Raw genomic sequence first — 25,610 nt, forward strand, 5'->3', positions numbered from 1 at the left:
AGTGCCGGAACGTGACAGGGTTATGTATTTGTAATACCCGATCTCATCATCTCATGCCCAGGCGGTCATTGGCAGAATAGTCAGCACCGGTCACCTACACCGGGTTTTCACCGGCTCCCCCGCCTGCTCACGCACCACCCGCAGGCACATACCATCAGGCATGGGTGCGAACATTCTCAGATGGCTTACCAGCCTCAACGTTTATCATCCTTCTCGTGACTCCGCTGACGAGCTGACTAGTTGTGCCACTCCCCACGGACGGCCTTCTTTTTTTGCTCAATGCTGTTAACAGGCTACCAGCTCAGTACACCCTTATCGTCTGCGGCAATTTCTGCTGCTTGTTTTTGCTGCAACACACCCTTTTACCTGCCCGCAGGTGGGACGGTCACTTTAAAGCGACAGCGCAAAGTGACCGTCCGCATATTGCCCCAGCCCGTCCTTGTCCGCGCGACTTCTGTCGGAACCGCCACCATCTGACAGGACATTATAGCCTGCCATTATCCTCGTCAACCATCGACTACCTAAGGAGGAAAAGACCGAATGCCGAGGCAGGCCGGAAGGCCGAGGGGAATATCCTGAAAACCGTCAGGCGGCCGCACCGAGTGCATCAACGTACCCCGCAACACCTCACCTGACACACCGCCCCGGTGCAGGTATTCGTCTTCTGACCAGCGTAACCGGGGAAAGGTCAGAATCATTGCCATTTGGTAACCATGGTGGGGAAATAAATGGGTATGCACCATTAAGGGGAAATGCGGGATAGCATAATTAAAACAACATTCTATCAATTAGGAAATTATAACGCAGAAAAAAAATAGGTAACATGGCTTATAACCCAGAGAAAAAATAACTCTAAGCAGCGAAAAAATAACCAATTTTAAAAATATCTGATAAATTCAGGTTTAAATCTTCTTTATCCATGAGTACTGATATGTTTTTGGGGCAGGGAAATGAGTTCTTCGTCTGTAGCTACCTAAATCTTCATGTGAGCAATAAGTGCACTTATTTACAAAGTCAATACTACTTTTCGGAACACCCTCGGAAATCAAAATAGTTTTACAAAATAATGAAATATCAAAATAACGACTATTTACACTCCTTTTTTTTGCAAAGCGTCCTGGTTCGGAGTCATTAAAAGAATTCGTTAATCTAAAATATAATTCACTATAATCCCTCTTTATTTTTTAACCATATCAGAAGAAAGGAGCGAAATCATAAAATCAGATGAAACTTCGTAACAGCAAGACATAATATGAGGCCCACCAGCCACTATTATATCACTACTGGACGTATAGTTAGCATTAAACTGACGCAAACAGTTTTGAATCACTCCACTAATAATTCCCCGCCAGCCTGCATGTACAACCGCGATACATTCACCATCAATAGAAGATAAAAGTAAAGGAATACAATCAGCAGTAACAATATTTATTGGCATACCTTGCAATGATGTAAATATAGTGTCGGCTTCAGTTTGATTTGCAAAGGTAATCATACTGTTGTCATTGAAGCAAAAAACCTCAGAACCATGAATCTGGTGTACTCCAACAGAAATATCGGGATCAAAGCACCTGGATTCGGTGACATTAAGGAAAGCATGTTCGATACCAGGTAATTCTGAAAGTAAAGATGAATAAAAAGGCATAATTAATCAACCTCGCTCAACTGAGTTGCTATAGATGAAACAGCATTATCCTCTATATACTTAATCGAACCAAAGAAATTATTCGGGATAAAGGAAAAACATAGTACTTGCTATACTTATTTCAAATATAGCCAGAAATAGAAGAAATGCCACTCATGGTTAGGCGTATAGCGCTGCAAGTTGACCTTGTGGCCGGCTGGCCACTCGATGCCGTACTGCCGGCAGTAGAGGCTGTTTGTGGTCGAGACGCCTGACCATCATGCGGCGCACGCAGGTGTTGCCGATTCATACCAGGCGTGAATAGCCTCATCGTCCAGCCAGAAAGGAGAGAGAGCCGGGGTTGATGAGGGCTTTGTTGTAGGTCTTACAGTTGATGATTTTGAACTTTTGCTTTGCCATGGTGGCCCGATGCTGAAATAACATGTAGTGATCAGATCCGCCAGTCTCCTAAAAGTTCAATTTATTCAACAAAGCCCCAGCAGGCAATAAACCCAATCAAAATAATTAATAAATGTGACTTGTATTTTTTAATGACTTCAGATGTCCAAACAAGAAAGGGTCAAATCTGGTAACATAAAAATCACGATTTTAATAACCGTAAGAAAAAAAACTGGTGGATTTGTGTTATGGATAATAATGAAATAGTTTTCTCTAAAAATCAGAGCATTGCTATTTGGGATGCTTTGAATAAAATACCCAGTAATTATGACCAAGAGGAAAACCCATTAGATTTTGAAAGTTTAGCAGCTAACATACTCAATGAAACCATTGAAAAAAAATGGTTTTAAAAATAAAGGAGAAAGTTGAAAGCAACCACTCACCATATTTATTAATAAGAAACTTTTTGTCAATAAAAGATTTACCCCCAACCCCAACGGATGACAAGAGTCCTGATTCACAGGGTTGGCGCGTTCCTGCTGCCGCGCTTATGGGATTACTCAGATTAACCGGTCACTCAGCACGCTCTTTTCTGGATGAAATGAATGGACGTCTCTGTCATATGGTAATGCCTGCTAAAAATGATGACAAAAGCTATAAACGCTCTACTAAAGAGCTTTTATTTCATACAAAAGTAGTCAATGGTTATTTCATTGAAGAAAATCCATGTATAGGACAACCTGTTTCACCTGAATCATTTGGGTTAATTGGATTACGTAATCCTGATAATATTTCTACTACGTTATTGCCATTACGCTCAGTGCTTGCAAAACTGGAGCCTGAAACGATTAATGAACTAATGAAACCTATTTTCCATTCAAACAGTCAGTCCTCATTTGACCGCAACATCTGCATTGATAATATTCCAGTACTAAAGATATTAAATGATGGTGCAATGGGAATACGTTATAGCCATAGCAAATTGACGACAAAAGATAAAAATGGAATTGAAGCGTTAAAAATTTTAACTGAATTAATAAACTCATCTAAAAAAACACTCCACATCTCACTGAATCCAGGCGATATATTGTTAATTAATAATAGAACCAGTCTCCATGGGCGCACCACTATAGCTAGCTCTGCAAAATTTAGTGGTTTAGATAGATGGCTATTGAGAGTTTATGGATATAAACTTAGCACACTGCCTGTGCTGAAAACCCAAAATGATAAAAAACATGTTATGGAAGTTACTCAATGACTGAGCTGGAAACTAAAATAATTCATTTCTTAAATCTTGAAATGGCAAATAATAGTGATGCTTCACATGATCTTGGACATCTAAAACGAGTGGCGCAAAACTGTAAAAAAATTCAAAAAAATGAAGGAGGAAACATAGAGATATTAATAATATCAAGTTATTTTCACGACATTATTAGTTTGCCAAAAAACTCTCCTGATAGACATCGCTCATCTGAGTTCGCAGCTCAAAAAACAATAAACATATTAGATAAATATTTTCAGGAGATTCCTTCAAATTATTACGCACCAATAGCTGACGCAATTCGTTCCCATAGTTATAGTGCGAATATTTATCCAAAAACCTTAGAAGCAAAAATTTTACAGGATGCTGACCGGCTTGATGCGTTAGGCGCAGTGGGTCTGGCAAGAGTGTTTTACATAGCAGGCAGACTTAACCAAAAATTATTTGATGATAGCGACCCATTCGCCCAAAATCGTCTCTTGAATGATAAAGAATACGCCCTTGACCATTTTTACCATAAGCTATTTAAATTGCCCGACACACTTCAGACCAATAAAGGGAAAGAGCTAGCAAAAGAAAGAGTAGCTATACTCAATAACTTTATCGAAAACTTAAAAAAAGAACTCGTTAATTGATAACCGTCAGTAAGGATAGAAAATGATTATTGATTGCGTTTACAAAGCTGTTAGAACCCAGAATGAACTTCAACATGCCATGGAGATATTAAACTCTGCAGATATATTATCAGGTGATTCATCTATTGTAAGGCAATATGAAAAAAATCTTTGTGAATACTTCCATAAAAAGCATGCAATTGCTGTATCCTCTGGTACAGCAGCGCTTCATGCGAGTCTAGTGAGCACAATCAAGCCCGGTGATGAAGTTCTGGTTCCAGTAATTTGTGTTCCAATGACAATTTCAGCAGTTCTTCAGGCTGGAGGTGTCCCTGTTTTTTATGATTGCCGCCCCGATTCATTTCGTCCGGATCTACCTTCGCTGGAGAACAAAATCACCACTTCGACTCCGGTACTAATTTCTGTCTCTATGTGGGGGTATACATCTCTCGATCAAGACACACTATCCTTTTGTAAAAAATACGGCATTACAATAATAGAGGATGCAGCCCAATCGGCTGGTACACGTTCAGCTTTAGGTTATGACGGAACTATTGGTGATATTGGGTGCTTCAGTACTCATGAGTTCAAATTAATCAGCACGGGTGAAGGTGGATTTATTCTTACTGATTCAGAATTTTATGCAGAGAAGATCAGATCTTTCACCCACATAGGATTTAGTGAATCGCGCAAAAGCTTCGGTTATCATGACGGATTAAACTATAAACTCTCTGCATTTCAGGCAGCTATCGGAATTATTCAACTCGCTAATCTCGATATAAAAATTCAGGGTAGGAATGCCAGAATTGCACAATGGATGCAACTCGCGAATAGCAATCACATTCATTTTATGCAAGATAAAAATATAATCCGACATAATGGATATTCGCTATGTTGTTTGCTGGATGAGTTTTGCAATCTTACAGGAAAAGAGCTGGCCATCAGTCTTTATGAAAAAGGTATTAACACTGACACTTTCAGATATAAAAATACAATAGTTTGTAATTACCCTCTCTATGCAGACTTTTACTCTCCGCCAATATATAAAAGTGATAACTCACAAGACTTTCCCAATGCAACAAAATTAGTGAGTAAGATGCTTGTTTTACCTTGCCATGAAAGAGTAAGTAACGAAGCTATTAAACAAGCAACTCTAAGTATCCAAGATATTATTGAGGAATAATAATGCCATTATTTCTAGGTGTGTTGGCAAATATAATCTGGGGTTTAACCCCAGTATATTTCTATTTTTTCAGAAATTATGATGCTTATAATGTAATTTTTATGCAGGTGATTTCAACTTTAATTTTATTGTTGTTTTTACGAGGTCATCGGTTCTCACTAAAACTTATCTTATCACATATTTTCACTGCTGGCCTGCTATTCATAAACTGGTTAAGTTATTTTCTCGCTATTCAGTCTGGTAGAACCATTGAAGCATCTCTCGGATACTTACTACTACCTTTTTTAACGATCCTTTGCGGGGTTTTCCTACTTCGTGAGTCAATTACCAGGAATACTGTATTGTCGTTATTTATCAGTTTGATAGGAGTTTTATTTCTTATTTATACAAATAAGCAAATCCCATTTTTTGGTATCATGATTGCAGCAAGCTTTGCAATCTATATAACCATTCATAAGTTGATGAAAAATCATGACCCTGTCACATCGCTACTCCATGAACTATTAATAATTATGCCGTTATTCCTGGTTTTTTCCTATTTATATAATGATCGATTAGTAATTGACCTGTCTAATAACTTGGCATTACTTCCGCTAGGAGTAATTGTCACCTCCCCTTTAATACTCTACCTGACAGCTATTAAAAGTTTAACGCTACTTAAAGCTGGAGTTATACAATTGATTTCCCCGATCATTATCGTCATCGTTTCTGTATTACTTTTCAAAGAGCCAATGGGAATCCAAAATTTAGTTTCATACATGGTGATAATCGCAGGTTTCATGTCCATTATCTTATGTAAAAAAAATATTAATTAAGGTGCTATACTATAATGGAATTTCAAGAAACAAAAAATGAAATCGTTAAAACAATTATTGTTCTTAACAAAAAATACATGCAAAAAGATAAAAATGAAGGTTTCCTGGTAGGTGCAACGAGTTTTTCGCTACACATGAAAAATCTCATTAAAAGAAACAATGGTCATGTTGGTTCCCTTTATTACGAGAGAGAAGATAATATATCCGCACCAATTTTATACAAGGAAGGTAATGATAGTGATTTTTCTTTGTGTATTAAATTTAACTATTCTATGCCGACAGATATGCTAACGGGAACATTGAGGAATGCTTTTAGTATATTTTCAGAACGACTAGAAAACCCTTATGATAAGTTTATAGTATATTATCAAACAGATACTCTTTTGTCATATCACCCCGTTGAAATTCCTTATTGCGTGACTCACCACGGTCCTTTTATTGAGGATTTCGTGCATCACTACTCCTATAAGGAAGCTAGCTACGCATTTGGTGGAAATGATAAAGTAAATCATCTTTTCAAACAACAAAATAAAGGGATTTCTGTTCTTAAAAATGGAAATGGCTTCGCTATCTTGCATTCATCAATACAAAAAAACTATCTTTCTAATAAAGGTATACCACAGGAAAAATGCTTAAAAATTACGCCACCTGTTAATCTGCCCATACATATCATTAGTGATGAAATTAATATCCCAACCATTCATGAATTTATGGAAAAAATCACTGCAGACGATATAATTTTATTGACAGCCGTAGCAAGGCTTGACTATTTCAAAAATATTGAAATGTTCCTTAAGGCATCAGTTAAACTCGCTGAGACTAATCAGAGAATAAAGATTTTAATTATCGGAGATAATCAAGATTATGAGGAGAGACGTGAAAAAATGCATAACATGATTCCATTAGCCATTAAGGACAGATTCATTATTTATCCAAAACTTTCACCAACAAAATTAAACTCAGTATTTAGAGCATTGAAGAAAAAGGGAATTTTTGTCTGTACTTCTCGCTATGAAACTTTTGGTATTACCCCTCTTGAAGCTGCACTTTCTGGTATCTATACACTTATGCCAGCTCTTGACTCAGTTGAAGCTTCGCTCTACTTTAAAGATGAGGATCGCTTTTATTATGACACCACAGAGTTAGTTGTTAAACTAAAAAGTATAATAAAACTTGAAACTTATAATAACACAACCCAACAGAAGTATATTGAAAATATTTTCTCAACAAGCAATTTTAGCCAGAGTGTCTACAAAGCGTGGGATGCAATGTCTACTTATCTCAAGCAGAAAACAACAATACAATAAATAGATAAAACAGGCAGGTATAATAATCATACCTGCCAACGAGTATAGTATTAATTGAATCAACTTGCGACATACTTAACACCAGCAATTACATACCATTGAGTTTTAATTATCTCACGTGTATACTATTCAATGTATTATACGGAGACAATAACAATGAAAACCAACAGAAAACAAGATTTGTTATATTCTTGGTTTTTCCTGCAAGTAGCGAAACATCAGGGTTTTTCATCAGCAGCCAAGAAAATGGATGTATCGCGCTCATCGATAATGTCAAATATAAAAAATCTTGAGGAAAGATTTAATATTAGATTTATTAATAGAAACACACGTTCCTTTTCCCTTACTCCTGAGGGTAGCTATCTGTATGAACAAACATTAAAAATTGATGAGATATTAACTGAGACAATTAATTCGTTAGAAGAGTTGTCCTCCTGTATCCGCAGAGAAATCGTTATTAAGCTGCCACTTTTATTCGATGTACCAGAAATACATCATGCAATCTCTTGTTTCATGAATACTTATGCAGATATTATTGTACACACTACTTACGATGATTATTTAGGAAACTTAATTGAAGAAGAAGTCGATTTTGCCATCCACATTGGAACATTGCCGGACTCAGGTTATTACTCAAAGCTCATAGATAATTTTGAATCTTATATTTTTGCCTCACAGGCATACCTTGACTCTCACGGAACACCATTACATCCTGATGATCTTACTCATCATAAGTGTATTAACTTTGTTCATTGTTTGACGGGTAATAAGTGGCCATTCAGGAACAAAACTACGAGAAGTTTAGAGTTATTCCCTCTTGGACAAACTTTAAGGGTTTCAAGTGAAAGAGCGGTAGTGTCTTTCGCTGAACAAGGTTTAGGTATCGGCTCAGGACTAAGCTTTCTTTGTCTGGATAAAATCAAGAACAAAACACTATTACCTGTTTTACAAGAGTGGACATATCCAATACCCGCTTTTTTCATTTTCCACTCAAATAGCCACCTCAATTCATATACTCGTTTGTTAATGGATACTCTTGATGCCGTGATCAAACAGCTAAAAGAAAAGTGACTTAACAGTAAGCGTACAGCGGGAACCGTATTGACGGGGGGCTTTGTTGAATAAATCGAACTTTTAGGAGACTGGCGGATCTGATCACTACATGTTGTTTCAGCATCGGGTCACCATCCGTGCCTTAAACAAAATGACGCGAGCAGACATGCCAGAAAGTGTACGAATTGCCTGAGAATTGACTGAAAGGGATAGCTTTTATTTAACCCCGATTTATTCAACATAGTCGTTCCTGAGCAAAAAAGATTATTTCTTTCCATTACATAAAATTAACATCTTCTGACCCGGAACTCAGAAATTCATGAAGGGCGCGACGACAAAGGGATGCCTTCAGTGCCCGTATTCCTGCACATCAAAACTGGCCTGCAGCGTTATATTCAAGGGCCAGGCAAGGGCAAAAGGTCAGCAAGGGGCAAGGGAATGGGGCCCAAGGGGAATGGGCCTGTCTGAAAAGGAAAAGGCTCTACTGTTACCGCGATATCAGGTGCTCTTATGTTCTCGCTGTTCCAACGAAAACGATCCGTTCAGGCTGCTACCGTAGTGTCTGCTACTGCCATAAAAGGTAAAGGGCTGATGCGGCCGGAACCGGCCACTTCTCTGCTGGCCACGTCTCGCAGGCAGAAGCTGCTGGAACATATCTGGCAACGCACATCGCTCTCACGCACGCAATTCGGGGTGTTGTATCTCAGACCGCTTGAACGGTACGCCGAACTGGTCCAGCAATTTCCCGCGTCGGAATCGCATCATCATGCCTATCCCGGGGGCCTTCTCGATCACGGGCTTGAGATCGTCGCCTATGCACTCAAGCTAAGGCAGTCCCACCTTCTACCGTCAGGAATGACACCCGAGGACCAGGCCGCGCAAGCCGAAGCATGGACGGCCGCCACAGCCTATGCCGCGCTGCTCCATGACATTGGCAAGATCGCCGTCGACCTGCATGTCGAGATGAGTGATGGCAGCGTGTGGCATCCCTGGCACGGGCCGTTGCAGCAGCCATACCGCTTTCGCTATCGCAAGAACCGCGAGTATCGCCTGCACAATGCTGCAAGCGGATTGCTCTACAACCGCCTGCTCGAGAGTGAAATTCTCGACTGGCTTAGTGGCTACCCTGAGCTATGGTCAGCACTGATCTATGTGCTGGCGGGACAGTACGAGCATGCCGGCGTGCTGGGCGAACTGGTCACCCAGGCCGACCGCGCTTCCGTGGCGCAGGAACTCGGTGGCGACCCGGTTAAGGCGATGGCTGCACCCAAACATGCGTTGCAGCGCAAGTTGCTGGAGGGGCTTCGCTACCTGCTCAGGGAAGAGTTGAAATTGAACCAGCCTCAGGCTTCAGATGGATGGCTGACACAGGACGCGTTGTGGCTCGTCTCCAAGACGGTTTCTGACAAATTGCGCGCACATTTGCTGTCGCAGGGCATTGAGGGGATCCCGGCCAACAACACGGCTGTGTTCAACATCCTGCAGGACCACGGCATGCTGCAGGCCACATCTGACGACAAAGCCATCTGGAAAGCGGTCGTCACCAGCGAGTCAGGCTGGACGCACACATTCACGCTGCTTCGGCTCGCACCGGCACTGATATGGGAAGGCAGCGAGCGTCCGCCGACGTTTCAGGGCACCGTGGAGGTGGTGCAGGAGGATGCCGCTTCCGCAGACGTGTCGCCTGTGACAACGCCTGTAGCAGAGCCGCCTTCGCGTGTATCCGGAGTTACATCCACACCTGCGCCCTCCTCGGGTGCACCCGCCGTTCCAGACACCACCAGCGATAGTGTCGGTGACCTGCTGGATTTGCTCGGGACGGCGGATACTGCGTCATTGTCAGTCACGGCATCTTCAGATAAACCGACCATCACCGACCAGACTTTAGCGCCGGGCAGGCCCGCACCTGCCACTCGACAGTCAGAGACCGAGACGAACGATGTCCGGATGCCTCCGTCCGGGGAGCATTTCATTGTCTGGTTACGAAGTCATATCGAAGCCCGTAAGCTGATCATCAACGATACAAAAGCTCTGGTGCATACTGTGGCCGATACGGTGTATCTGGTCAGTCCGGGCATTTTTCAGCGCTACGCACAGGAGCACCCACAGACAGCATTCCTGGCCAGGCAGGAGCAAATCGCAGACTGGCAGTGGGTACAGAAACGCTTCGAGAAATTGCATTTGCACCGTAAACAGGACAGCGGCCTCAACATCTGGACGTGTGAAGTCTCCGGGCCGCGAAAATCGCGCCGCCTGCATGGTTATCTTCTGGAAGACCCAAAAAGTATTTTCCCGGAAGTGGTACCAAACAACCCATATCTGGCACTTCTCATGAGCACATTCCCCCCACCGCAGGCAAGTAAACCGTCCTGGTTTCCTTAAGTCTCCTCACGAATATGTTGAACCAACAGGCATGCCCTCTCCTCACACTCAATGTTCTGATCCAACTGGAGATATACCGGACTACGCGTCCCTTATTCAGCAACGGAGAAAGAGAGACTGGGGGTAATGAACCGGAGGCTGTCACTGACAGGAACTTCTTATTGATGTTAGCATGCTTATCTGCCGGGCGAGACGATCCTGCTAACCGGGGGCGGTTTGTTCTTAAATAGTCTCGTTCCGGCTTCAATCACCTCTGGCCCGCTTTGCCTGCTTAGCAGCGTACCTGACACCACCTTTTTGCAGGACGCCAGAAAAGATTCTGCTTCATCAAAGCTCATCCATGATCCTGAGTCAGCTCCGGTAATTCAGTTCTCCCTCATAGGTCAGGCTCATGCTTTGGTATCCTGGAGCTTATCGGGGGGACAGGTCCCTTTTCAAGCAACTGCCTGTATTGTCTTTCATAGAGGTTCATAGTGAATACACCTTTTTCAGTAACAATACCGTGCACTTTATACGACACTTATAAATATAATGACGTTTATGGTTATAAAAAATGGTTGTAATGGGGATGTAACATAGTTCGTTCTTTGCTCATAGCAGCCCCAGTGCCACCTATCCGTCCGCTCTGTGCCCAGGCTGTGTGAAAACACCAAATCACCTTTTGGCCTAGACGATGATTTCATACGATCAACCATTCTTTATCAACCCATGCGACGGACTGACTTTTTATTAAAATTATAGACATACAAATCAATACTGCGGGAAAGGGCTGCAATAGCGCAGAACCCAGACTCAGCTGTGGCGCTTTATCAGTTAAAAGGAGTAAATATGGAAGTAACGGTAGAACTGTGTCCGCTACATGAATGGGAATCCATGGTGAAAATTTTTATCGAGATGGAAGAACATTATTATGGCAAGGGCATCATTCAGGAACCACTGTTGAAGAATTACCTCCGCAATCGACTGTTCAGTCAGCTCTCCGGTACTCTGGTGGTCAGGGCTCGCTGCGACGCTCATATTATTGGGCTGGCGTGCTGCAGTATTCTCTACCCTTCTCCCCGGTACAGTGGTCAGTTGCACGTTAAAGAGCTTTATATCACCCAGAGTGAGAGAGGGAAAGGCACTGGGAAATCTATGATGCGCTTTATTGCAAAACTCGCTCTGGAACATGAGTGTCAAAGCATCAACTGGAATGCCGAGAAATCAAACGCTGGAGCAAACCGTTTTTATCAGTCCTTAGGGGGCAGAATAAATGATGGCATTGTGAGTTATTATCTCCATGGTGAACTCCTGAGTAAACTGACTTCCGAAAGTTCAGCAGAACCTGGCGGCTATACTGGTTAGGCTACCACACTGCCGATTATGCTTGCCGGGGAGGTCGAGAGTTGATTAAGATTCAATCAATGACTTGCGCGTTAAAGTGGTACAGAAATGCCTCAAATAACACTCCATTTTCTGAACGCTCATAAAAAACTCACCGTTCACTGTGAATGGCTTCAAACTAAACTGACCGATACCTACGTACAAGCTGCAAGGTTGATGCCGATTCCTTCACTGGATGTCGTGGTTAAGGCCGGTAAGTATGTTATCCCTGAAAAAGGGCATGCCGGTTTTTGTCCTGAAGCTGGCGTTATCTACATAACTGTCGATCCTGAAAACCCCGCATTCTGCAAAAACGATGCGCATTCTATTGAACGTATGTTTGCTCATGAACTGCACCATGCTGCAAGGTGGACAGGACCGGGATACGGCTCAACGCTGGGCGAGGCGCTAGTCTCTGAAGGGCTTGCCGGACATTTTTCACTTGAGATTTTTGGTGGTGAACCTGAGCACTGGGAAAGCCTCAAGTTCGACACTGTTGAGCCCTACGGTCCACAAATACTGGAAAACTGGCATCGCACTGATTACGATCATAATGGCTGGTTTTTCGGAACCGGAGATTTTCCAAGGTGGCTGGGATATTCCGCAGGGTTCAACCTGATATCCAGGTATCTCGCAGCATTCCCCCATTTGAAAGCTTCAATGCTGGCAAACATAAAAGCTGAGGAGTTAACAGGTTTTATATGAAGTGCCGATTCCTGATTTCTCTGAAGCCAAGGTTTTACTCATGAGCGAAAGCTGAATAGTCCGCTTCTTGCTGTGAGATCAAAGCGGACAGCAGCCTGCAATCCCGTCTGCTCCATACCAAAACGTTTAACGCTTGTGCCACTCAATCAAAATTCACAGGTAAGAACTCGTATCTGAGAACACAGGTACGCCCCGCTTTTTCAGCTGTTCTTATTGAGGGTAAATTTTCCGGAAGAATCGTTCCTGTCATCAGACAAGCGTCCCGGCTAAAGTGGTAAAGATGGTTTTGCAGCAAACACTGTGCCCGCGAAGCCAGAGAGCGCCCGCGAAACGCGGGAAGGATGACTTCTTCAGTAACGCGATAACCCTTTAAAAAGGCCACATCCCCCTTTTCGCAAACGATCAGTCCGGCACGAACGCCTTGTTCGTTAACAATATACGCATTGCCTTGCAGAATATGGCTTAGGAGGTCTTCGTTATTTATGGAGCACAGGTGCCCGGTCAAGGCAGGAATTGTGGACAACGTATGCTGGTAGGCCTCAGCCAGAGCCTGTCGGCACCATTCGAAATCAGCGCTTGCAGCGGTCTTCAGGGTAATGGCGTCATCATAATATTCTGGACCATTAGGCAGGCAGGACGCATATATAAGCTGATCTGTCACCCCCTGAAAGGTATGGTAGCCAGGCGTGAGCTGGCGAATGTGCAGTGGCTTTAACTCCGCCCACTCCCGGCTAACAGCTTTGAGCACGGAATCATCAATGACTGCGCTTGAAGCGACTATATCAATAAAAGGGCAGTTAATATCGCCCCCCCTGTAACGCGCACCTGTCAGAAAATATTGACTATTGATGCGGAGTTTTCGCTGTAAAAAATATGCCCGGGGCAATCCCACCTCTTTCCACGGAAATTGCTCCGCGAAGGTGTTGTCGAAGCATTTTTCTTCATGCCCGTAGATCCATTTTTCAAGCCAGCTACAAAGGGTTTGCTTTGACAAAGGTAGCTCTGCATATTGGGAAAGCATATACCCAAGCATCATATCCATCTGAAATCGTCCCCTGTGGCAAGTCAAGCTCCCCGAGTGTTCTGTTTTTTTATTCATATAGCAAGTGGATTCTTAAGCTGTAAACTCCTCTTTTCGTTCCAGGCAGGCTGTTGATTTGATCAAGGCTGATACACACTCTGAGTGATAATGCGGTCTATATGCGACGCTTACAGAAAAGACACAATCAACAAGGTTGTTGCAGACGTGAGGCGAAACGCAGCACCGCGGTCACCAAACTGTGCTGCAACAACTGCGGAACAACAACAGACAAACATTCATCAACGGAAATGGCACAACAGCCTGTTTCCCGTATCCCTTACAGGCGGGACGTTCCTTTTCTTTCTCTGAATGCAGGTTGCTGATAGCGTGCAATGAGGCGGCGACGTACCACCCGACGGTACAGTCCCTGACGATGACAGTCCTGCGCCAGATGGTACAGTTCATCGTAACAAATATCCTTGTGAACCACGATCCAGTCTTTGACCGTCTGCTGCAATGTATCGCTGGTATGGCTGAGTGCGACAAGGTCCGTACCACTTACCGGTGCTGAGGGAATATTATCCGGGAAATGGTATCGTTTATGGATTGTGACGACAGGTGAACCTGCCAGGTTAAATAAACCTGTCACTACCAGAAGTAACATCATTCCCGTAACTGTCAGCAGCACTGCACCGGGCTCCGGTCGCAGGTCACGCGCACTGACGATGGTGAAACCGATACAGGCGGTCCAGACAAGCAGAGCCCCTGTCAGGGCTGGTCGGTGAATCGTCATTCTGGTTCTGTGATGCTCATTCTCGCGGGCAATGGCGTTCTTTACCATGTGCCGGATGAGCGTGATATCACTCTCTGGAGTCATCGTGCAGCCCCTCCTTTTATTGGCTCAGCGAAAAAGCGTCGCGGTAGAGGTGCTGCCAGTAACGAAGCCGTTGCCGGAAATACTGACGCATGGCGGCGGGCTGAGCCCGTTCCAGTTCGCTGATGTTATGTTCTGGTGTGCGGTCACGGCTGAGGCACATGGCATGAAAAGCGGCCATGTCAGCGGCGATACGTTGCTGCTCTTCAACAGAAAGCGGGACGAAATTTTCCATCATGCATATCCTCCTGTTTGCGGCGATCCCATACAAAAAGAACGGATGCTGGTGTTAAGTCAGGTCTCCCGACAGAAGCCGGGACTGTTTGTGAGTGTTAAAAACTACTCCCCGGAATCGGTTCTGTAAACTTCGTCTCACTACCACAGGCCGGGTGCGGATGTAGGTTTACCCTGGCAGGTCACCTGCAGGATGTTGTCCTGCAGGTAAGGTAATAAATTTCCCTGGTGTAACGGCACAAAAACTAACTGACTGTTAATTAAGTTTTTTTGTATATAATAAGCACTATATAGTCACTATCTTAAACCAGTTTAAACTCTTTGATGGCTAATTACACTACCTTATTGCATTTTTCTGACTACGGTAGGTATATGGCAGAGCCATTTTTGAAAAACAGAACCCGGTTTACCTCTTCACTGGACAATCAACTCGTGCCGCTTTTCAATGCGTTAGCACAAAAAACACGCATTCCCAAGAGCCGGTTACTGGATGAGGCTATAGAGGATTTACTGAAGAAACACAATGTTACAGACAGTTCTAAAGGCGACCTGAAGACCTGATCGGTCAGCAAAAGAGACTGGAAAGGTTACTGAAATTGATGAACCTGCCCATATAACCTTACACATGCTGTGACCACTTGTTATTTTTGAAAGATTTTGGTGGCTATCAGTTAATGAGCTTTCTGCGTCCATTAGCTGATGGTCATGGAATCGTTCACTTTTAGCTCTGTTCATACAGCTACCAAATGAAGAATCTCCTGGATTTTTCATTCCGTCATTTACGAGAGTTTTGCCCGACTGAAGTCGTCCGGTTGGAATTGGCCTCATCCTCACTCACTGCTCTCAGAACAGATTAGCTTTGTACAGAACATTTCGCAGGAGCAAGCCAATGACCGATTACCTTCGTAGGCAAAAATTTTAAGTTCCGTAACGCGGATTATTGATGGGAAAAAGACCAAGAACTCTTTTTCCCATCATTCACGAAAATTCACTAAAACGTGATACAGATCTGCTGTGATGGATTATGATAAAGTACCATAAAACCAGCCCTTATTCTTTTATGGATATCGATGAAGTCGCCGATAATTTTTTAATTCCCGATAAAAATATACATCTGTTAACTTCACTCAAATGATAAATAATTTTTAAAATAAAACCGCAGCCACTTTCACATAACTGTAGAGTCCGGAAGATATTGGAAGTGGCTTTATTTAATTTTTTCACCAGCTATTACTCTTATTATTATCGCAGTAATGAATGCCACACAACCTCCAGCGGCTAGTACAGTGTAGGATATTTCCCATTTTCCCGTCAGATCCATCATCATACCAAAGCATAATGGGGAAAAAGAACCAATACCGAATCCTAACAGAGATCTGATCCCCATTATTCGTCCGAGCATTTTCGGATCAACATTATCCGCAATAGCTGCTGAAAGGACACCTGAATCGCCAAGGATGAAAAAATTCCCAATGAACGCACACACAAGAACCCACCCCGTTCCCCATGTAACTGTCCACCCTGTAAGTAACGAGCACAGCCCCCCCAGACCTCCCATAACGATTAATACAGTCGCCCGGTTAAAATAATCTGAGATGGTACCCACAATAAACGTCGACAGCATACCGGATAAATGGATGACAGTTGCAATCAACATGCTGTTTATGACAGGGCTGTTTTGATAAGGAATTAGAGTGTTGTAAATCAGACTTGGCGTCCACGTCCAGCTACCCAGAAGCTCCCAGCAATGTGCAATATATCCAACCAGCAGGAGCAATGCCACGGCATTCCATTTTCTTTTTCTCCTTTCATTTTGTGGATGTGAAAGCTTCGATGGTAAAACACGATCTGAAACATTTCTTAGCGCCAGGCTACTCGTCACACTCCCTGCAAAAACACAACCTGCGCACAGATAAAATGCTGCCGCCGTACCCCATGTTGAGGCCCCCCACGATGAAATAAATAAAGAAAAAAGATATCCAAAGGAACCGCCAGCCAGGATCATTCCTACCGCATAGCCTCGTCTGGCTGCGCTGTGCATTTGTATCGCCATCATAATTGCTGGCGTATATGCTCCTCCCTGCGTCAAACCTATAAACCCTATCAGTAACGCTGCAGAAAAATAAGAATGGGCAAAAATCCCAAATAAAAGTAGTGCTATGCCCCCGATCCAGGAAAAGACAAGATATACCCGTCGGGGCCCAAAATAATCGCTTAGCCATGAAGCAGCAAAAAGCGCAAGCGCATTACTGATATTAAATATCGTCTGCAGTGAGCCTGCATAAGAGGCATCCATATGCCACTCGTTACGGGTCACAGGCAATGCCCCTGCAAGAGCCATCGTTCCGATACAGCATGCGGCCCGGCCAACACAAAATAAATAAAATACGTTCAATTGCATTACCGATGATTGACTGTCTGATAAAAAATCTTAGAAGGTACAAAAGCGTGTGACAAACGATCTTTTCTCAATGAAATAGTTGAGTTATAGTCAACCAATGATACGAATTCGTACCCTTCCTCATTTGCTGGCGTTTGATGCAGCTGCCCGTCATGAGAGTTTTTCCCTGGCGGCGATGGAGCTTTGCCTTACGACCGGCGCGGTCAGTCGTCATATCACCAATCTGGAAACAAAGCTGGGTGAAGAGCTGTTTTTCCGTGGACATAAAAAGGTGAAACTTACACCGCGGGGAAGAATATTTGCGCTGACCTGCAGAAAAATACTGGATGAACTGGCGGCGGCTGAAGCAGCGTTTACAGAAAAACCTGCAATTCATTATATTACGATTAACTGTCTGCCCACCTTTTCCATGTACTGGTTATTACCAAGGCTGGCTGATTTTCACCAGGCCTGTCCTCACATTCACATCAACGTTGTCACCAGCACTGGTATGATTACTCCCGGTTCCGATTTTGCCATTCGGCGCGATCCGATTCATTTTCCGGGTATGGAAGCGGTACCGTTTCTTGAAGAGAGAAGTATTTTAGTATGCAGCCCCGCCAGTTTCCTGAAGCAACAAGCACAATCTCCGGACAATACTCTCATCCATATCCGCGTTCGCAATGATTTGTGGGATAAGTGGTCTGCTCAGGGATTAACGTTACCCGAAAACATCACCCGCCATGTTCATCTTGACCATACTTTTGCTGGTATCCATGCCGCCGAGGAGAACCTGGGGATCGCGCTTGTTCCACGAATTTTTTGTGAGAAGCACCTGGCCAGCGGGCGTCTGGTCTGGCTTGACAGCTATGGCACCCTGCTGTCGGGTAACTATTTCCTGGTCAGGCAGAAAAGAGAAACACCGGCCATGCGGGAATTCATTACCTGGCTCAGGAACAGTGTTTTTACTGCACCATTAGAGCCAGGGAAGTATGAATGAGATATTATTTTAACTAAGCCGGATGTGTACCTTCTGAAATATTTTCACAAGGTTTCCAGTCCGATTGGTTTACCGGTTATATAATCGTTTCAGGCCATCCTTCAGATCCTGTTTCAGATCATCCATATCTTCAAGACCAATCTGAAGCCGCAGCGTCATACCTTCGGGAGACCACTGAGTGGCCGTCCTGTATTCAGCGCAGTTAAAAGGAATAATGAGACTTTCAAACCCTCCCCAGGAGAATCCCATCCCGAAAATGCTCATATTATCCAGCATGTCATCAACATTATTCTGATTAAACCGCTCCTTAAGCACTATAGAAAAGAGCCCTGTGGAGCCGGTGAAATATTTTTTCCAGTTTTCATGTCCAGGACATTCTTCAAAAGCCGGATGCAGTACTCTGCTGACTTCTGGCTGACTCTTCAGCCAGTGCGCTATTTCCAGTCCGCGGACTTCAGCCTCTTTTACTCTCAGGTACATCGTACGTAATCCTCGCAGCGCCAGGAAACAGTCCTCAGCCCCCGGCAACATAGCCATTGCATCATAGGCCTCTCGTAATGCAGGCCAGTGAGACGCGTTTGCTGATACCAGCCCCATCAACAAATCTGAGTGCCCACTGAGATACTTTGTACCTGCTTCAACGGACAGGTCAATTCCATGCTCGTGAGCCCTGAAAAACAGAGGTGTCGCCCAGGTATTATCAATAATTGTGCTGATACCATGTTTTTTGGCTACGGCCACAATTGCGCCAATGTCCTGAACTTCGAAGCTTTGCGAGCCCGGGCATTCGAGCAGAATTGCCCGGGTATTTTCCTTAACAAGCCCTTCAATATCAGCCCCAACAAGTGGGTCGTAGTAGGATACCGATACGCCATATTTTGCCAGTAGCGTATTACAGAAATTCCGGGTTGGGCGATAAACGGAATCCGTGACAAGGATGTGATCTCCTGCCCGGGTCACAGAAAAAAGGGCCAGTGCCAGGGCGCCCAGACCTGAAGGTGAAATAACCGTTCCGGCTGAATCGCTCAGAGCAGACCATGCATTTTCAAGGTTCTCAATAGTTGGCGTCCCGGCTGTACCATAAGAAAACCGGGCTTTTTTATTACGGATATCTTCACAGTTTTTATAAACCACCGTAGAGCCCCGATAGACAGGCGCATTGACAAAACCACTTTGCTCTTCCGGATTTCTGCCCAGCATTGACAAACGTGTACTAATTTTAAATTTTTTCAGTTCTGAATTGTGTTTCATTGGTTAACCTTTTATTCGAAAAACTTAAAAAAGGGTGAGAGACAGAGCAGTACACCGGTTCCTGAGATAAAGAGCACACGCCCGGAATAGTATTTCCTTAGTTGCGGGACCTTAAACACAAGGTAGCAAGGGATGATGCAGGAGACAATTCCGTAAACAGGTGCGCCTATTTGCTGCAGTAACAGTACCGGAAAATGTGTCAGAACCCACACCCACAACAAGAGAACGATAAATACTGAAACACCGATACTGACACCTGTTTCATTAATAGACTTCTCATCTACAAAGCGCGAAAGGATGTTCATTACAATCCCCTTCATGGCTTCCTGGAAACCAAGGAAGATACCAAAAAAAGCAGTTACAATGGCAAAGATGTTCAGAAGAATGGACATTATTCTGACAATCTCCCCAGGAATAACTTTCGCCACAATTGCCATTGCTGAAATATTATTTTGCGCAGCTTCAGTAGCCTGTTCATGACTTAAGGAAAATGTAAAGGAAAAAGCGAAGAAGAGTACTGCGCACACCAGTATTCCGTAGGCAATACGGCTAACCCGTAATGCCCGTAGCGTGGCAATTTGCGGATCTGATTCTATTTTGCGGAAGGCAACATTCATGGGGCTAAGGATCTGAACGAAAAGGATGGAAAACAATGTGAAAGGGAGCGTCAGTACTGTACCAACCAGTAATTCTCTGATGGGAGGAAAATTACTGATGTTCCGCATATCCCAGTGGGGGATCATAACCAGTCCCAGCAGTACCACCACCGCCAGCTTTATCAGTACCATAGGTCCTGAAACCTTGAAAAGCAATTTTTCCCCCTGAGCAGCAATGCTGACCAGTAAGGCTAACACCACAAGTCCATACCACCAGTTATCCGACAGCTTGTCAGCCGTTATCTCAAATGTCTGGAAATACGATGCGCTGTCAAACGTCGCCGCGAGGGAATAAGTCAGCATCCCTTTGAGAAGCATTATAAAATATGCGACACCGAGGAAGAACCCCCAGTTTTTCCCAAGATAAAATGTTATTACACCGGAATAATCTTTACATTCAGGACTTTGCGATAATGTTTTTAGATAAAGAGATTGCATCATATAAAGTGCCGGGTAGGCAATCAGTACTGACAGAGTAAATACCCAAATCCCTTTCAGTCCAATCTGGACCGGAAGAAAAATAATCCCGCCACCGATTGCCATACCGATACAAAGAATAACCCAGCCGGCATCATAGGCTGTAAAAGGTATTTTGTCAGAGGTTATTCTTTCAGAAATATCAGAGTTGTTGTTCATGATGTTACCATTATGTAAGTTAAACAAGAAACATCTTCTTTTATAGATAAGCACACTGACTTTGACATCTCTAATACAAAAATCTTATTCTGTGATCGAGGCGGTATAATTTTCATAATTAATGAATTATTCTCAACTCATTATTGAACATATGGAAAATATAATAAAACAGCTTGAAGCACATTAACTTTAATATAAAAATAAACATACTTAAGACATAACATTATTTATAATACTTAATCAATTTACTGATAAATAACGAATGGAGAATTATATGTTAGGTTCAGGTACGTTGAGTCAGCTAAGCGTTTTCGTCAGAATAGTTGAAGCAGGAAGTTTTACAAAAGCAGCCCATGAATTAGGACTTTCCTGTTCAGCCGTCAGTAAAAGCCTGTCAAAACTGGAAGGACAACTGGGAAAAACTCTAATAAAAAGAACCACAAGGAATATATTCCTTACAGAACATGGTGAAGCAGTGTTTAATCGTGCCATTATGTTGCTGGAAGAATGTGAAGATATGTTTTCTCAGGTCCGCAGTTATTCCGAGCCGGAGGGGCACCTGCGATTATCCTGTTCTGTTGCCTATGGTTCTAAAGTCCTGCCAGATTTAATCACTACTTATCAAAAAAAATATCCACGTGTAAAATTCCATGTTGATTTAAATGATAATATAATCAATTTATCAGAGACTAATTTTGACATGGTCCTGAGGATAACAAAAAAGCTTACTGAGTCTGATAGTAATTACTATCTTGGACAAATCAACTGGATATACTGTTGCTCACCTCAGTACCTTTCTGAAAACCCAGAAATAAAAACTCCGGAGGACCTTATTAATCATCGATGTCTCACCAATCCGGTAATGGCTTACCATGACAACTGGGTATTTTCAGGTGAAAATGGAGAAATAATGATACCTGTTGAATCAGTTATCACCTCTAATTCAAGTCTTACATTACTGAATATTTTACTAAATAACGATGGTATCTCCTGTCTTCCGGACTATCTGGCTTCAATATATATAAAAAAAGGAATCCTTTCACATATTCTTCCTGAATATCACGCTGGACTCTCACATCATTTGTATGCTATTGAAAAGAAAGCAAGATATATTAACCCGTTAGTGAGAACGTTTATTGAACACTTAAAACACGAATTAACCTTACCAGAAAACTTATCGGACTAGAAAAAATTATGATACCGGCATAGATTACCTCGTCGGTACAGAAAAAAATATTAACTGACATCATTTTTATTTATAATCATCGGAAAAATGCCTAGGGCATTCGGTAAATTATGAATAAGCGTAATGTGAAACAGATCAACCGGCAACTCAGTTTTAGGGAAGCATTAATGAGGTCAGTTGAATTGACTACCAGTGTTAACGATATACGAACCAATCAGCATAACTACTAAAACCAGTCAAGAAGTTATTTACATCCTTTTTTAGTCAACGCGACGTCACTTTCAACCAACGTTACGGACGTTTTCGATCTGTACAGTATTTTTCCGCAGTAAAAACCACGCTCCGGTTTGCCTGGAAAAAGATTTATACACAACATGCAGTAGCGGAGGATACCCTTAAAAAAACAATGGAGGCGTAAAGGACGCACTGGCAGAAAGCAGCTCAATTAAAGCCCGGCGCTACGGAAGGGAAAAGAGTCATATACCTAGTGAGACACATCCGGGCCATCATATTTAAATTTCCGCTGCAAGTGCATTTCGATGCATCAGGTCTGGTTGCCAGGTATCGTTAACTGGCAGGGAAGTTGTCCCAGCTTGTCACGAATATCTTCGTCAAGACGATCATCAGTCACAATATCGGTCAGGGAACTGAGAGGAATGACATTAAACAGTGACCATGCTCCATATTTTGAGCTGTCTGCAATCAGAACACGCCGTCGCGCATTAGCAACGATATCACGCTTAACACCAGCCTTTTCTTCTGTCGGCGCGGTTACCCCTTTCTCAATGTCCCAGCCGTTACAGCTTAAAAAAGCGATATCCGGCCAGATATTCTGCAGCAGCTTCCTGCCATGTTCGCCAATACAGGACTGGCTGGATTCATCAATATGCCCTCCGATAATGGTGACTTCAATTTGCTTAAACTCAGAGAGAAATAAGGCAACGTGCAGATCGCTTGTAATAACCCTGAGCGGTAAATGCGTCAGCTGTCGTGCAAGTTCAATCGTGGTCGTTCCCGCATCAAGAACGACCGCATCGCCAGCTTTCACCAGCGCGGCAGCCGCGCAGGCAATGGCGTGCTTTTCTGACAGGTTACGCTGCATCTTTTCCATCGTCGTCGGCTGTGAAGGGATAAACCGGTTGAGGGTGACGCCTCCATGCGAGCGGCTGACCACCCCCTCCTGATCAAGTTTGATCAAATCGCGACGGATTGTCGCAGGAGAAGCGTTTGTTACCGCCACAAGCTGGTCAACTGTGACCAGATTATGCCCCTTCAGATAATCCATAATCTGTTCTAACCGGTTATATCCTTTCATTTTACTCCCGTGTAATTTGCATGGCTAACTTAATGGAAATCGCCATACTTTCCGGTTTCGCTATTCCGGTCCAGGCGATATCAAACGCGGTACCATGGTCCGCAGAAGTACGGATAAACGGCAACCCTGCTGTAATATTAACCCCATCGTAAAAGCCCAGCAATTTTAACGGAATATGTCCCTGATCGTGATACATCGCCACCACAATGTCGTACATGCCTTCATGACACTGCATAAAGACAGTATCCGGCGGACACGGGCCGGTAACATTAAGCCCTTCAGCTTTCATTGACACAACTGCCGGACCCACGGTTTTGATTTCCTCATCCCCGAACAGTCCGTTTTCCCCGGCATGCGGATTCACGCCAGCCACGGCGATGCGCGGGTTTTCGTAACCCACTCGTTTTAAGAAAGAATCTGCCACACGAATCACCGTTTTTACCCGATCCTGATTTAAGGTATCAAGGAATTTACGCAACGCGATGTGTGTTGTCACATGAATGACTTTCAGTTTGTCGGTGTAAAGTACCATTGCATAATCTTTACTGTCGGTCAGGTGTGCCAGCAGTTCTGTATGCCCCGGATAGAGGTGCCCTCCCATATGAAGCGCCTCTTTATTCAGCGGTGCGGTGGCAATGGCTTTTACTTCCCCCGCCATGGCCAGTTCAGTGGCACGCCTCACACACCGGTAGGCAAGGTCACCGGCCTGAGCCTGTACAACCCCCGGAGCCAGGGAGTCAGGATCGTCGAGAGGTTCATCCAGAATGTTAATCACGCCTGGAGCAAACGACGCCTCGCTTACCCTGTCAATAACCCGCAGCTCAGCGCAAGGCGTAAGATTGAGGGCCTGTATACGTTTAAATGTCTGCGCACAGCCAACCACCACAACCGGAGCGCCGGACAGTTCCCCTGTAGCCAGTGATTTCAGAATAATTTCCGGACCAATCCCTGCAGGATCACCCATCGTTACAGCAATAATGTTATTCACCTGTCTTCTCCTCAATAAAATGCAGAACCTTAAGCAACGTGGTTTCGTCACCAAAACCGCCTGCCCTGGTCATCACCGGTCGTTGCCATTCGCAACCTGAAAAATATCCCCACGGGACGCATCCGGCGACGCGCCCATGAATTTGAAAACCTCTGGCCCCCAGGGCACGGGCAACGGCAATCGCCACATCACCACCGGAGAGATATATTCCGTCCGGCGCAGAACGCCGCAATACGTCACGAGTCAGCGCACCCAAAAATTCACAGATTCGTTCACCACATTCCGCCCGGCTTATCCCCCACCTTTCGCAGACAGCCGTCACCCTGTGCCGGGCGAGTGCATCCTGAGAGGTATAAACCAGGCAGTGGTCCCCCCGGTTCAGAGCGGTAATAATGGTTTCCTGATAATGCGCGGCGGAAGACTCAAAAATGTCATTGATATCAATGAAAACCTGCTCACACCGGGTATGCTGCACGGCGTAAGCCAGCTGTTTCTGAGCGATTTCACTCATCGATCCGACCACTGCAAGCCCTGCCGGATGTTTTTCCGGCACCAGACGACGCGCCAGAGCCTCGCACAGTCCGGCAGATCCCACGAGGAGTGGTTTATCCCTGGCCTGCGTGGCATGCCTGATGATCTCATCCAGATCGTCATCCGTTTGTGCATCGACAATCAGCACCGCCGGAAACGCTGATGTCCCCACAGCAAGAGCCGCAGGCAGTTCGCGGGGCTGGATATTCCTGCAGTTTCCTGAAAACAGCTCTGCGATATTCTCGCTGACGACAGGCGTCCTGGGATCGCTTGCAAATTCCGTCTCCGTCAGCACCACCCCATTAACCAGGCAACGTCCCCCAAGGGTGATCCGTCCTGCAGCAGGAAACGCCGGGGCAACAATCACTGCCGGGCTCCCCGTGACACGCTGCATGGCCATGACTTCTTCACCGGGATTTCCCCGAAGTGTCGAATCTATTTTTTTTACCATCCATGCCGGTGAATGCTGACGAAGTACAGACTGCATCATCTGCATCACTCTGGATGCCGCCTGATGGCCGGGAAGTGCACGACTGTCGCTGTTAAGGATAAGCGCCTGTGCATCACTTTTATATTCCGCATCAAGCGCCACTTCGGCGGACAACCCCGCCAGTGCCAGGCTGACTCCCGCATCATTCGCGCCCGTGAAGTCATCAGCCATAATCAGTACCGTCTGGTCTGAGTTCAGTCTGTTCATCCCTACCCCGTATCGTTTAACCTTCAATGATTATATTCAATCACATTTGATTAAGTGTGAGCAAGATCAACTTATTTAATTCGCAGATAAATTATAAAATCAGGCACAGCGTGAGAATGACTGAAATTAATGATTG

24 protein-coding genes and 1 pseudogene are annotated in these 25,610 nt (G+C 44.2%); 13 read left to right on the forward strand and 12 right to left on the reverse strand.

Annotation, left to right across the window (positions count from 1 at the left end; translation table 11 throughout):
- Positions 1-902: 902 nt before the first annotated feature.
- From RS584_RS15080 to RS584_RS15090, 3 genes and pseudogenes are all read right to left on the reverse strand, one after another.
- Positions 903-1,181 (reverse strand): laccase domain-containing protein, encoded by a 279-nt coding sequence (locus tag RS584_RS15080; RefSeq protein ID WP_315749994.1) that lies wholly within the window; start codon positions 1,179-1,181, stop codon positions 903-905.
- Entirely contained in the window at positions 1,178-1,645 is a 468-nt protein-coding gene (locus RS584_RS15085) for a polyphenol oxidase family protein (RefSeq protein WP_315748178.1), read from the reverse strand. The genes RS584_RS15080 and RS584_RS15085 overlap by 4 nt, the downstream gene beginning before the upstream one ends.
- Before the next feature lie 269 nt (positions 1,646-1,914).
- A pseudogene (locus RS584_RS15090) lies at positions 1,915-2,068 on the reverse strand (hypothetical protein); the annotation flags it as partial.
- A 203-nt stretch (positions 2,069-2,271) separates the two neighbouring features.
- On the opposite strand from RS584_RS15090, the gene RS584_RS15095 reads away from it, so the two are divergent.
- The 10 genes from RS584_RS15095 to RS584_RS15140 all read left to right on the forward strand — a co-directional run bounded on the left by RS584_RS15095 (position 2,272) and on the right by RS584_RS15140 (position 12,705).
- Positions 2,272-2,433, forward strand: coding sequence for a hypothetical protein (locus RS584_RS15095; RefSeq protein WP_315748179.1), 162 nt, complete (start codon positions 2,272-2,274; stop codon positions 2,431-2,433).
- The gene (locus RS584_RS15100) at positions 2,424-3,281 is read left to right on the forward strand and encodes a TauD/TfdA family dioxygenase (RefSeq protein WP_315748180.1); all 858 of its coding nucleotides are present in this window, start codon (positions 2,424-2,426) and stop codon (positions 3,279-3,281) included. The genes RS584_RS15095 and RS584_RS15100 overlap by 10 nt, the downstream gene beginning before the upstream one ends.
- On the forward strand, positions 3,278-3,919 hold the full coding sequence (locus RS584_RS15105; RefSeq protein ID WP_315748181.1) for an HD domain-containing protein: 642 nt from the start codon (positions 3,278-3,280) through the stop codon (positions 3,917-3,919). The genes RS584_RS15100 and RS584_RS15105 overlap by 4 nt, the downstream gene beginning before the upstream one ends.
- 22 nt (positions 3,920-3,941) lie before the next feature.
- The gene (locus RS584_RS15110; protein ID WP_315748182.1) at positions 3,942-5,081 is read left to right on the forward strand and encodes an aminotransferase class I/II-fold pyridoxal phosphate-dependent enzyme; all 1,140 of its coding nucleotides are present in this window, start codon (positions 3,942-3,944) and stop codon (positions 5,079-5,081) included.
- 2 nt (positions 5,082-5,083) lie between these two features.
- Entirely contained in the window at positions 5,084-5,896 is an 813-nt protein-coding gene (locus RS584_RS15115) for an EamA family transporter (protein WP_315748183.1), read from the forward strand.
- Between the two features lie 14 nt (positions 5,897-5,910).
- A complete protein-coding gene (locus RS584_RS15120; RefSeq protein ID WP_315748184.1) occupies positions 5,911-7,203 on the forward strand; it encodes a glycosyltransferase family 4 protein in 1,293 nt (430 codons plus the stop codon).
- Between the two features lie 156 nt (positions 7,204-7,359).
- Entirely contained in the window at positions 7,360-8,274 is a 915-nt protein-coding gene (locus tag RS584_RS15125) for a LysR family transcriptional regulator (protein WP_315748185.1), read from the forward strand.
- Positions 8,275-8,766: 492 nt separating this feature from the next.
- Positions 8,767-10,638, forward strand: a complete 1,872-nt coding sequence (gene mobH, locus RS584_RS15130) for a MobH family relaxase (RefSeq protein ID WP_315748186.1) — start codon at positions 8,767-8,769, stop codon at positions 10,636-10,638.
- Between the two features lie 828 nt (positions 10,639-11,466).
- Positions 11,467-11,982, forward strand: coding sequence for a GNAT family N-acetyltransferase (locus RS584_RS15135; RefSeq protein ID WP_315748187.1), 516 nt, complete (start codon positions 11,467-11,469; stop codon positions 11,980-11,982).
- An 87-nt stretch (positions 11,983-12,069) separates the two neighbouring features.
- Positions 12,070-12,705 carry a DUF2268 domain-containing protein gene (locus tag RS584_RS15140; protein WP_315748188.1) on the forward strand — a complete coding sequence of 212 codons (636 nt, stop codon included), beginning with the start codon at positions 12,070-12,072 and terminating at the stop codon, positions 12,703-12,705.
- 142 nt (positions 12,706-12,847) lie between these two features.
- Here the strand turns inward: RS584_RS15140 and RS584_RS15145 are convergent, their stop codons facing one another.
- From RS584_RS15145 to RS584_RS15155, 3 genes are all read right to left on the reverse strand, one after another.
- On the reverse strand, positions 12,848-13,738 hold the full coding sequence (locus tag RS584_RS15145) for a hypothetical protein (RefSeq protein WP_410493176.1): 891 nt from the start codon (positions 13,736-13,738) through the stop codon (positions 12,848-12,850).
- A 325-nt stretch (positions 13,739-14,063) separates the two neighbouring features.
- Complete coding sequence (locus RS584_RS15150; RefSeq protein WP_315748190.1) at positions 14,064-14,519, reverse strand: hypothetical protein; 456 nt, start codon at positions 14,517-14,519, stop codon at positions 14,064-14,066.
- A 100-nt stretch (positions 14,520-14,619) separates the two neighbouring features.
- Entirely contained in the window at positions 14,620-14,838 is a 219-nt protein-coding gene (locus RS584_RS15155) for a DNA polymerase III subunit theta (RefSeq protein WP_315748191.1), read from the reverse strand.
- 368 nt (positions 14,839-15,206) lie between these two features.
- Here RS584_RS15155 and RS584_RS15160 point away from each other — a divergent pair, with 368 nt between their 5' ends.
- Positions 15,207-15,395 carry a ribbon-helix-helix domain-containing protein gene (locus RS584_RS15160; protein WP_315748192.1) on the forward strand — a complete coding sequence of 63 codons (189 nt, stop codon included), beginning with the start codon at positions 15,207-15,209 and terminating at the stop codon, positions 15,393-15,395.
- A gap of 646 nt (positions 15,396-16,041) precedes the next feature.
- Here RS584_RS15160 and RS584_RS15165 read toward each other — a convergent pair.
- Positions 16,042-17,151 (reverse strand): MFS transporter, encoded by a 1,110-nt coding sequence (locus tag RS584_RS15165; protein ID WP_315748193.1) that lies wholly within the window; start codon positions 17,149-17,151, stop codon positions 16,042-16,044.
- Between the two features lie 181 nt (positions 17,152-17,332).
- Between RS584_RS15165 and RS584_RS15170 the strand changes: the two genes are divergently transcribed.
- On the forward strand, positions 17,333-18,214 hold the full coding sequence (locus tag RS584_RS15170) for a LysR substrate-binding domain-containing protein (RefSeq protein ID WP_315748194.1): 882 nt from the start codon (positions 17,333-17,335) through the stop codon (positions 18,212-18,214).
- A 69-nt stretch (positions 18,215-18,283) separates the two neighbouring features.
- Here RS584_RS15170 and metC read toward each other — a convergent pair whose 3' ends face one another.
- Both metC and RS584_RS15180 read right to left on the reverse strand, forming a co-directional pair.
- On the reverse strand, positions 18,284-19,465 hold the full coding sequence (gene metC, locus RS584_RS15175; protein ID WP_315748195.1) for a cystathionine beta-lyase: 1,182 nt from the start codon (positions 19,463-19,465) through the stop codon (positions 18,284-18,286).
- An 11-nt stretch (positions 19,466-19,476) separates the two neighbouring features.
- The gene (locus RS584_RS15180) at positions 19,477-20,757 is read right to left on the reverse strand and encodes an amino acid permease (protein ID WP_315748196.1); all 1,281 of its coding nucleotides are present in this window, start codon (positions 20,755-20,757) and stop codon (positions 19,477-19,479) included.
- 274 nt (positions 20,758-21,031) lie between these two features.
- Here RS584_RS15180 and RS584_RS15185 point away from each other — a divergent pair, with 274 nt between their 5' ends.
- Complete coding sequence (locus RS584_RS15185) at positions 21,032-21,943, forward strand: LysR family transcriptional regulator (protein WP_315748197.1); 912 nt, start codon at positions 21,032-21,034, stop codon at positions 21,941-21,943.
- 544 nt (positions 21,944-22,487) lie between these two features.
- On the opposite strand, the gene RS584_RS15190 is transcribed toward RS584_RS15185, so the two are convergent.
- From RS584_RS15190 to dtnK, 3 genes are read right to left on the reverse strand one after another with little or no spacing between them, the layout of a single operon-like run.
- On the reverse strand, positions 22,488-23,258 hold the full coding sequence (locus tag RS584_RS15190; RefSeq protein ID WP_315748198.1) for a DeoR/GlpR family DNA-binding transcription regulator: 771 nt from the start codon (positions 23,256-23,258) through the stop codon (positions 22,488-22,490).
- 1 nt (position 23,259) lies between these two features.
- A complete protein-coding gene (locus RS584_RS15195) occupies positions 23,260-24,246 on the reverse strand; it encodes a D-threonate 4-phosphate dehydrogenase (RefSeq protein ID WP_315748199.1) in 987 nt (328 codons plus the stop codon).
- Positions 24,239-25,474 (reverse strand): D-threonate kinase, encoded by a 1,236-nt coding sequence (dtnK, locus tag RS584_RS15200; protein WP_315748200.1) that lies wholly within the window; start codon positions 25,472-25,474, stop codon positions 24,239-24,241. Before dtnK ends, RS584_RS15195 begins: the two co-directional genes overlap by 8 nt.
- Positions 25,475-25,610 lie beyond the last annotated feature (136 nt).

It is taken from the genome of Enterobacter sp. DTU_2021_1002640_1_SI_PRY_ASU_LCPMC_013 (assembly GCF_032389435.1).
Classification (GTDB): domain Bacteria; phylum Pseudomonadota; class Gammaproteobacteria; order Enterobacterales; family Enterobacteriaceae; genus Enterobacter; species Enterobacter hormaechei_C.

Bases quoted from the DNA above. Each gene is read 5' to 3' on its own strand.
- RS584_RS15085 (WP_315748178.1), bottom strand. From the start codon at position 1,645: ATGCCTTTTTATTCATCTTTACTTTCAGAATTACCTGGTATCGAACAT.
- RS584_RS15095 (WP_315748179.1), top strand. From the start codon at position 2,272: ATGGATAATAATGAAATAGTTTTCTCTAAAAATCAGAGCATTGCTATT.
- RS584_RS15100 (WP_315748180.1), top strand. From the start codon at position 2,424: ATGGTTTTAAAAATAAAGGAGAAAGTTGAAAGCAACCACTCACCATAT.
- RS584_RS15105 (WP_315748181.1), top strand. From the start codon at position 3,278: ATGACTGAGCTGGAAACTAAAATAATTCATTTCTTAAATCTTGAAATG.
- RS584_RS15110 (WP_315748182.1), top strand. From the start codon at position 3,942: ATGATTATTGATTGCGTTTACAAAGCTGTTAGAACCCAGAATGAACTT.
- RS584_RS15115 (WP_315748183.1), top strand. From the start codon at position 5,084: ATGCCATTATTTCTAGGTGTGTTGGCAAATATAATCTGGGGTTTAACC.
- RS584_RS15120 (WP_315748184.1), top strand. From the start codon at position 5,911: ATGGAATTTCAAGAAACAAAAAATGAAATCGTTAAAACAATTATTGTT.
- RS584_RS15125 (WP_315748185.1), top strand. From the start codon at position 7,360: ATGAAAACCAACAGAAAACAAGATTTGTTATATTCTTGGTTTTTCCTG.
- mobH (WP_315748186.1), top strand. From the start codon at position 8,767: ATGTTCTCGCTGTTCCAACGAAAACGATCCGTTCAGGCTGCTACCGTA.
- RS584_RS15135 (WP_315748187.1), top strand. From the start codon at position 11,467: ATGGAAGTAACGGTAGAACTGTGTCCGCTACATGAATGGGAATCCATG.
- RS584_RS15140 (WP_315748188.1), top strand. From the start codon at position 12,070: ATGCCTCAAATAACACTCCATTTTCTGAACGCTCATAAAAAACTCACC.
- RS584_RS15145 (WP_410493176.1), bottom strand. From the start codon at position 13,738: ATGCTTGGGTATATGCTTTCCCAATATGCAGAGCTACCTTTGTCAAAG.
- RS584_RS15150 (WP_315748190.1), bottom strand. From the start codon at position 14,519: ATGACGATTCACCGACCAGCCCTGACAGGGGCTCTGCTTGTCTGGACC.
- RS584_RS15155 (WP_315748191.1), bottom strand. From the start codon at position 14,838: ATGATGGAAAATTTCGTCCCGCTTTCTGTTGAAGAGCAGCAACGTATC.
- RS584_RS15160 (WP_315748192.1), top strand. From the start codon at position 15,207: ATGGCAGAGCCATTTTTGAAAAACAGAACCCGGTTTACCTCTTCACTG.
- RS584_RS15170 (WP_315748194.1), top strand. From the start codon at position 17,333: ATGATACGAATTCGTACCCTTCCTCATTTGCTGGCGTTTGATGCAGCT.
- metC (WP_315748195.1), bottom strand. From the start codon at position 19,465: ATGAAACACAATTCAGAACTGAAAAAATTTAAAATTAGTACACGTTTG.
- RS584_RS15180 (WP_315748196.1), bottom strand. From the start codon at position 20,757: ATGAACAACAACTCTGATATTTCTGAAAGAATAACCTCTGACAAAATA.
- RS584_RS15185 (WP_315748197.1), top strand. From the start codon at position 21,032: ATGTTAGGTTCAGGTACGTTGAGTCAGCTAAGCGTTTTCGTCAGAATA.
- RS584_RS15190 (WP_315748198.1), bottom strand. From the start codon at position 23,258: ATGAAAGGATATAACCGGTTAGAACAGATTATGGATTATCTGAAGGGG.
- dtnK (WP_315748200.1), bottom strand. From the start codon at position 25,474: ATGAACAGACTGAACTCAGACCAGACGGTACTGATTATGGCTGATGAC.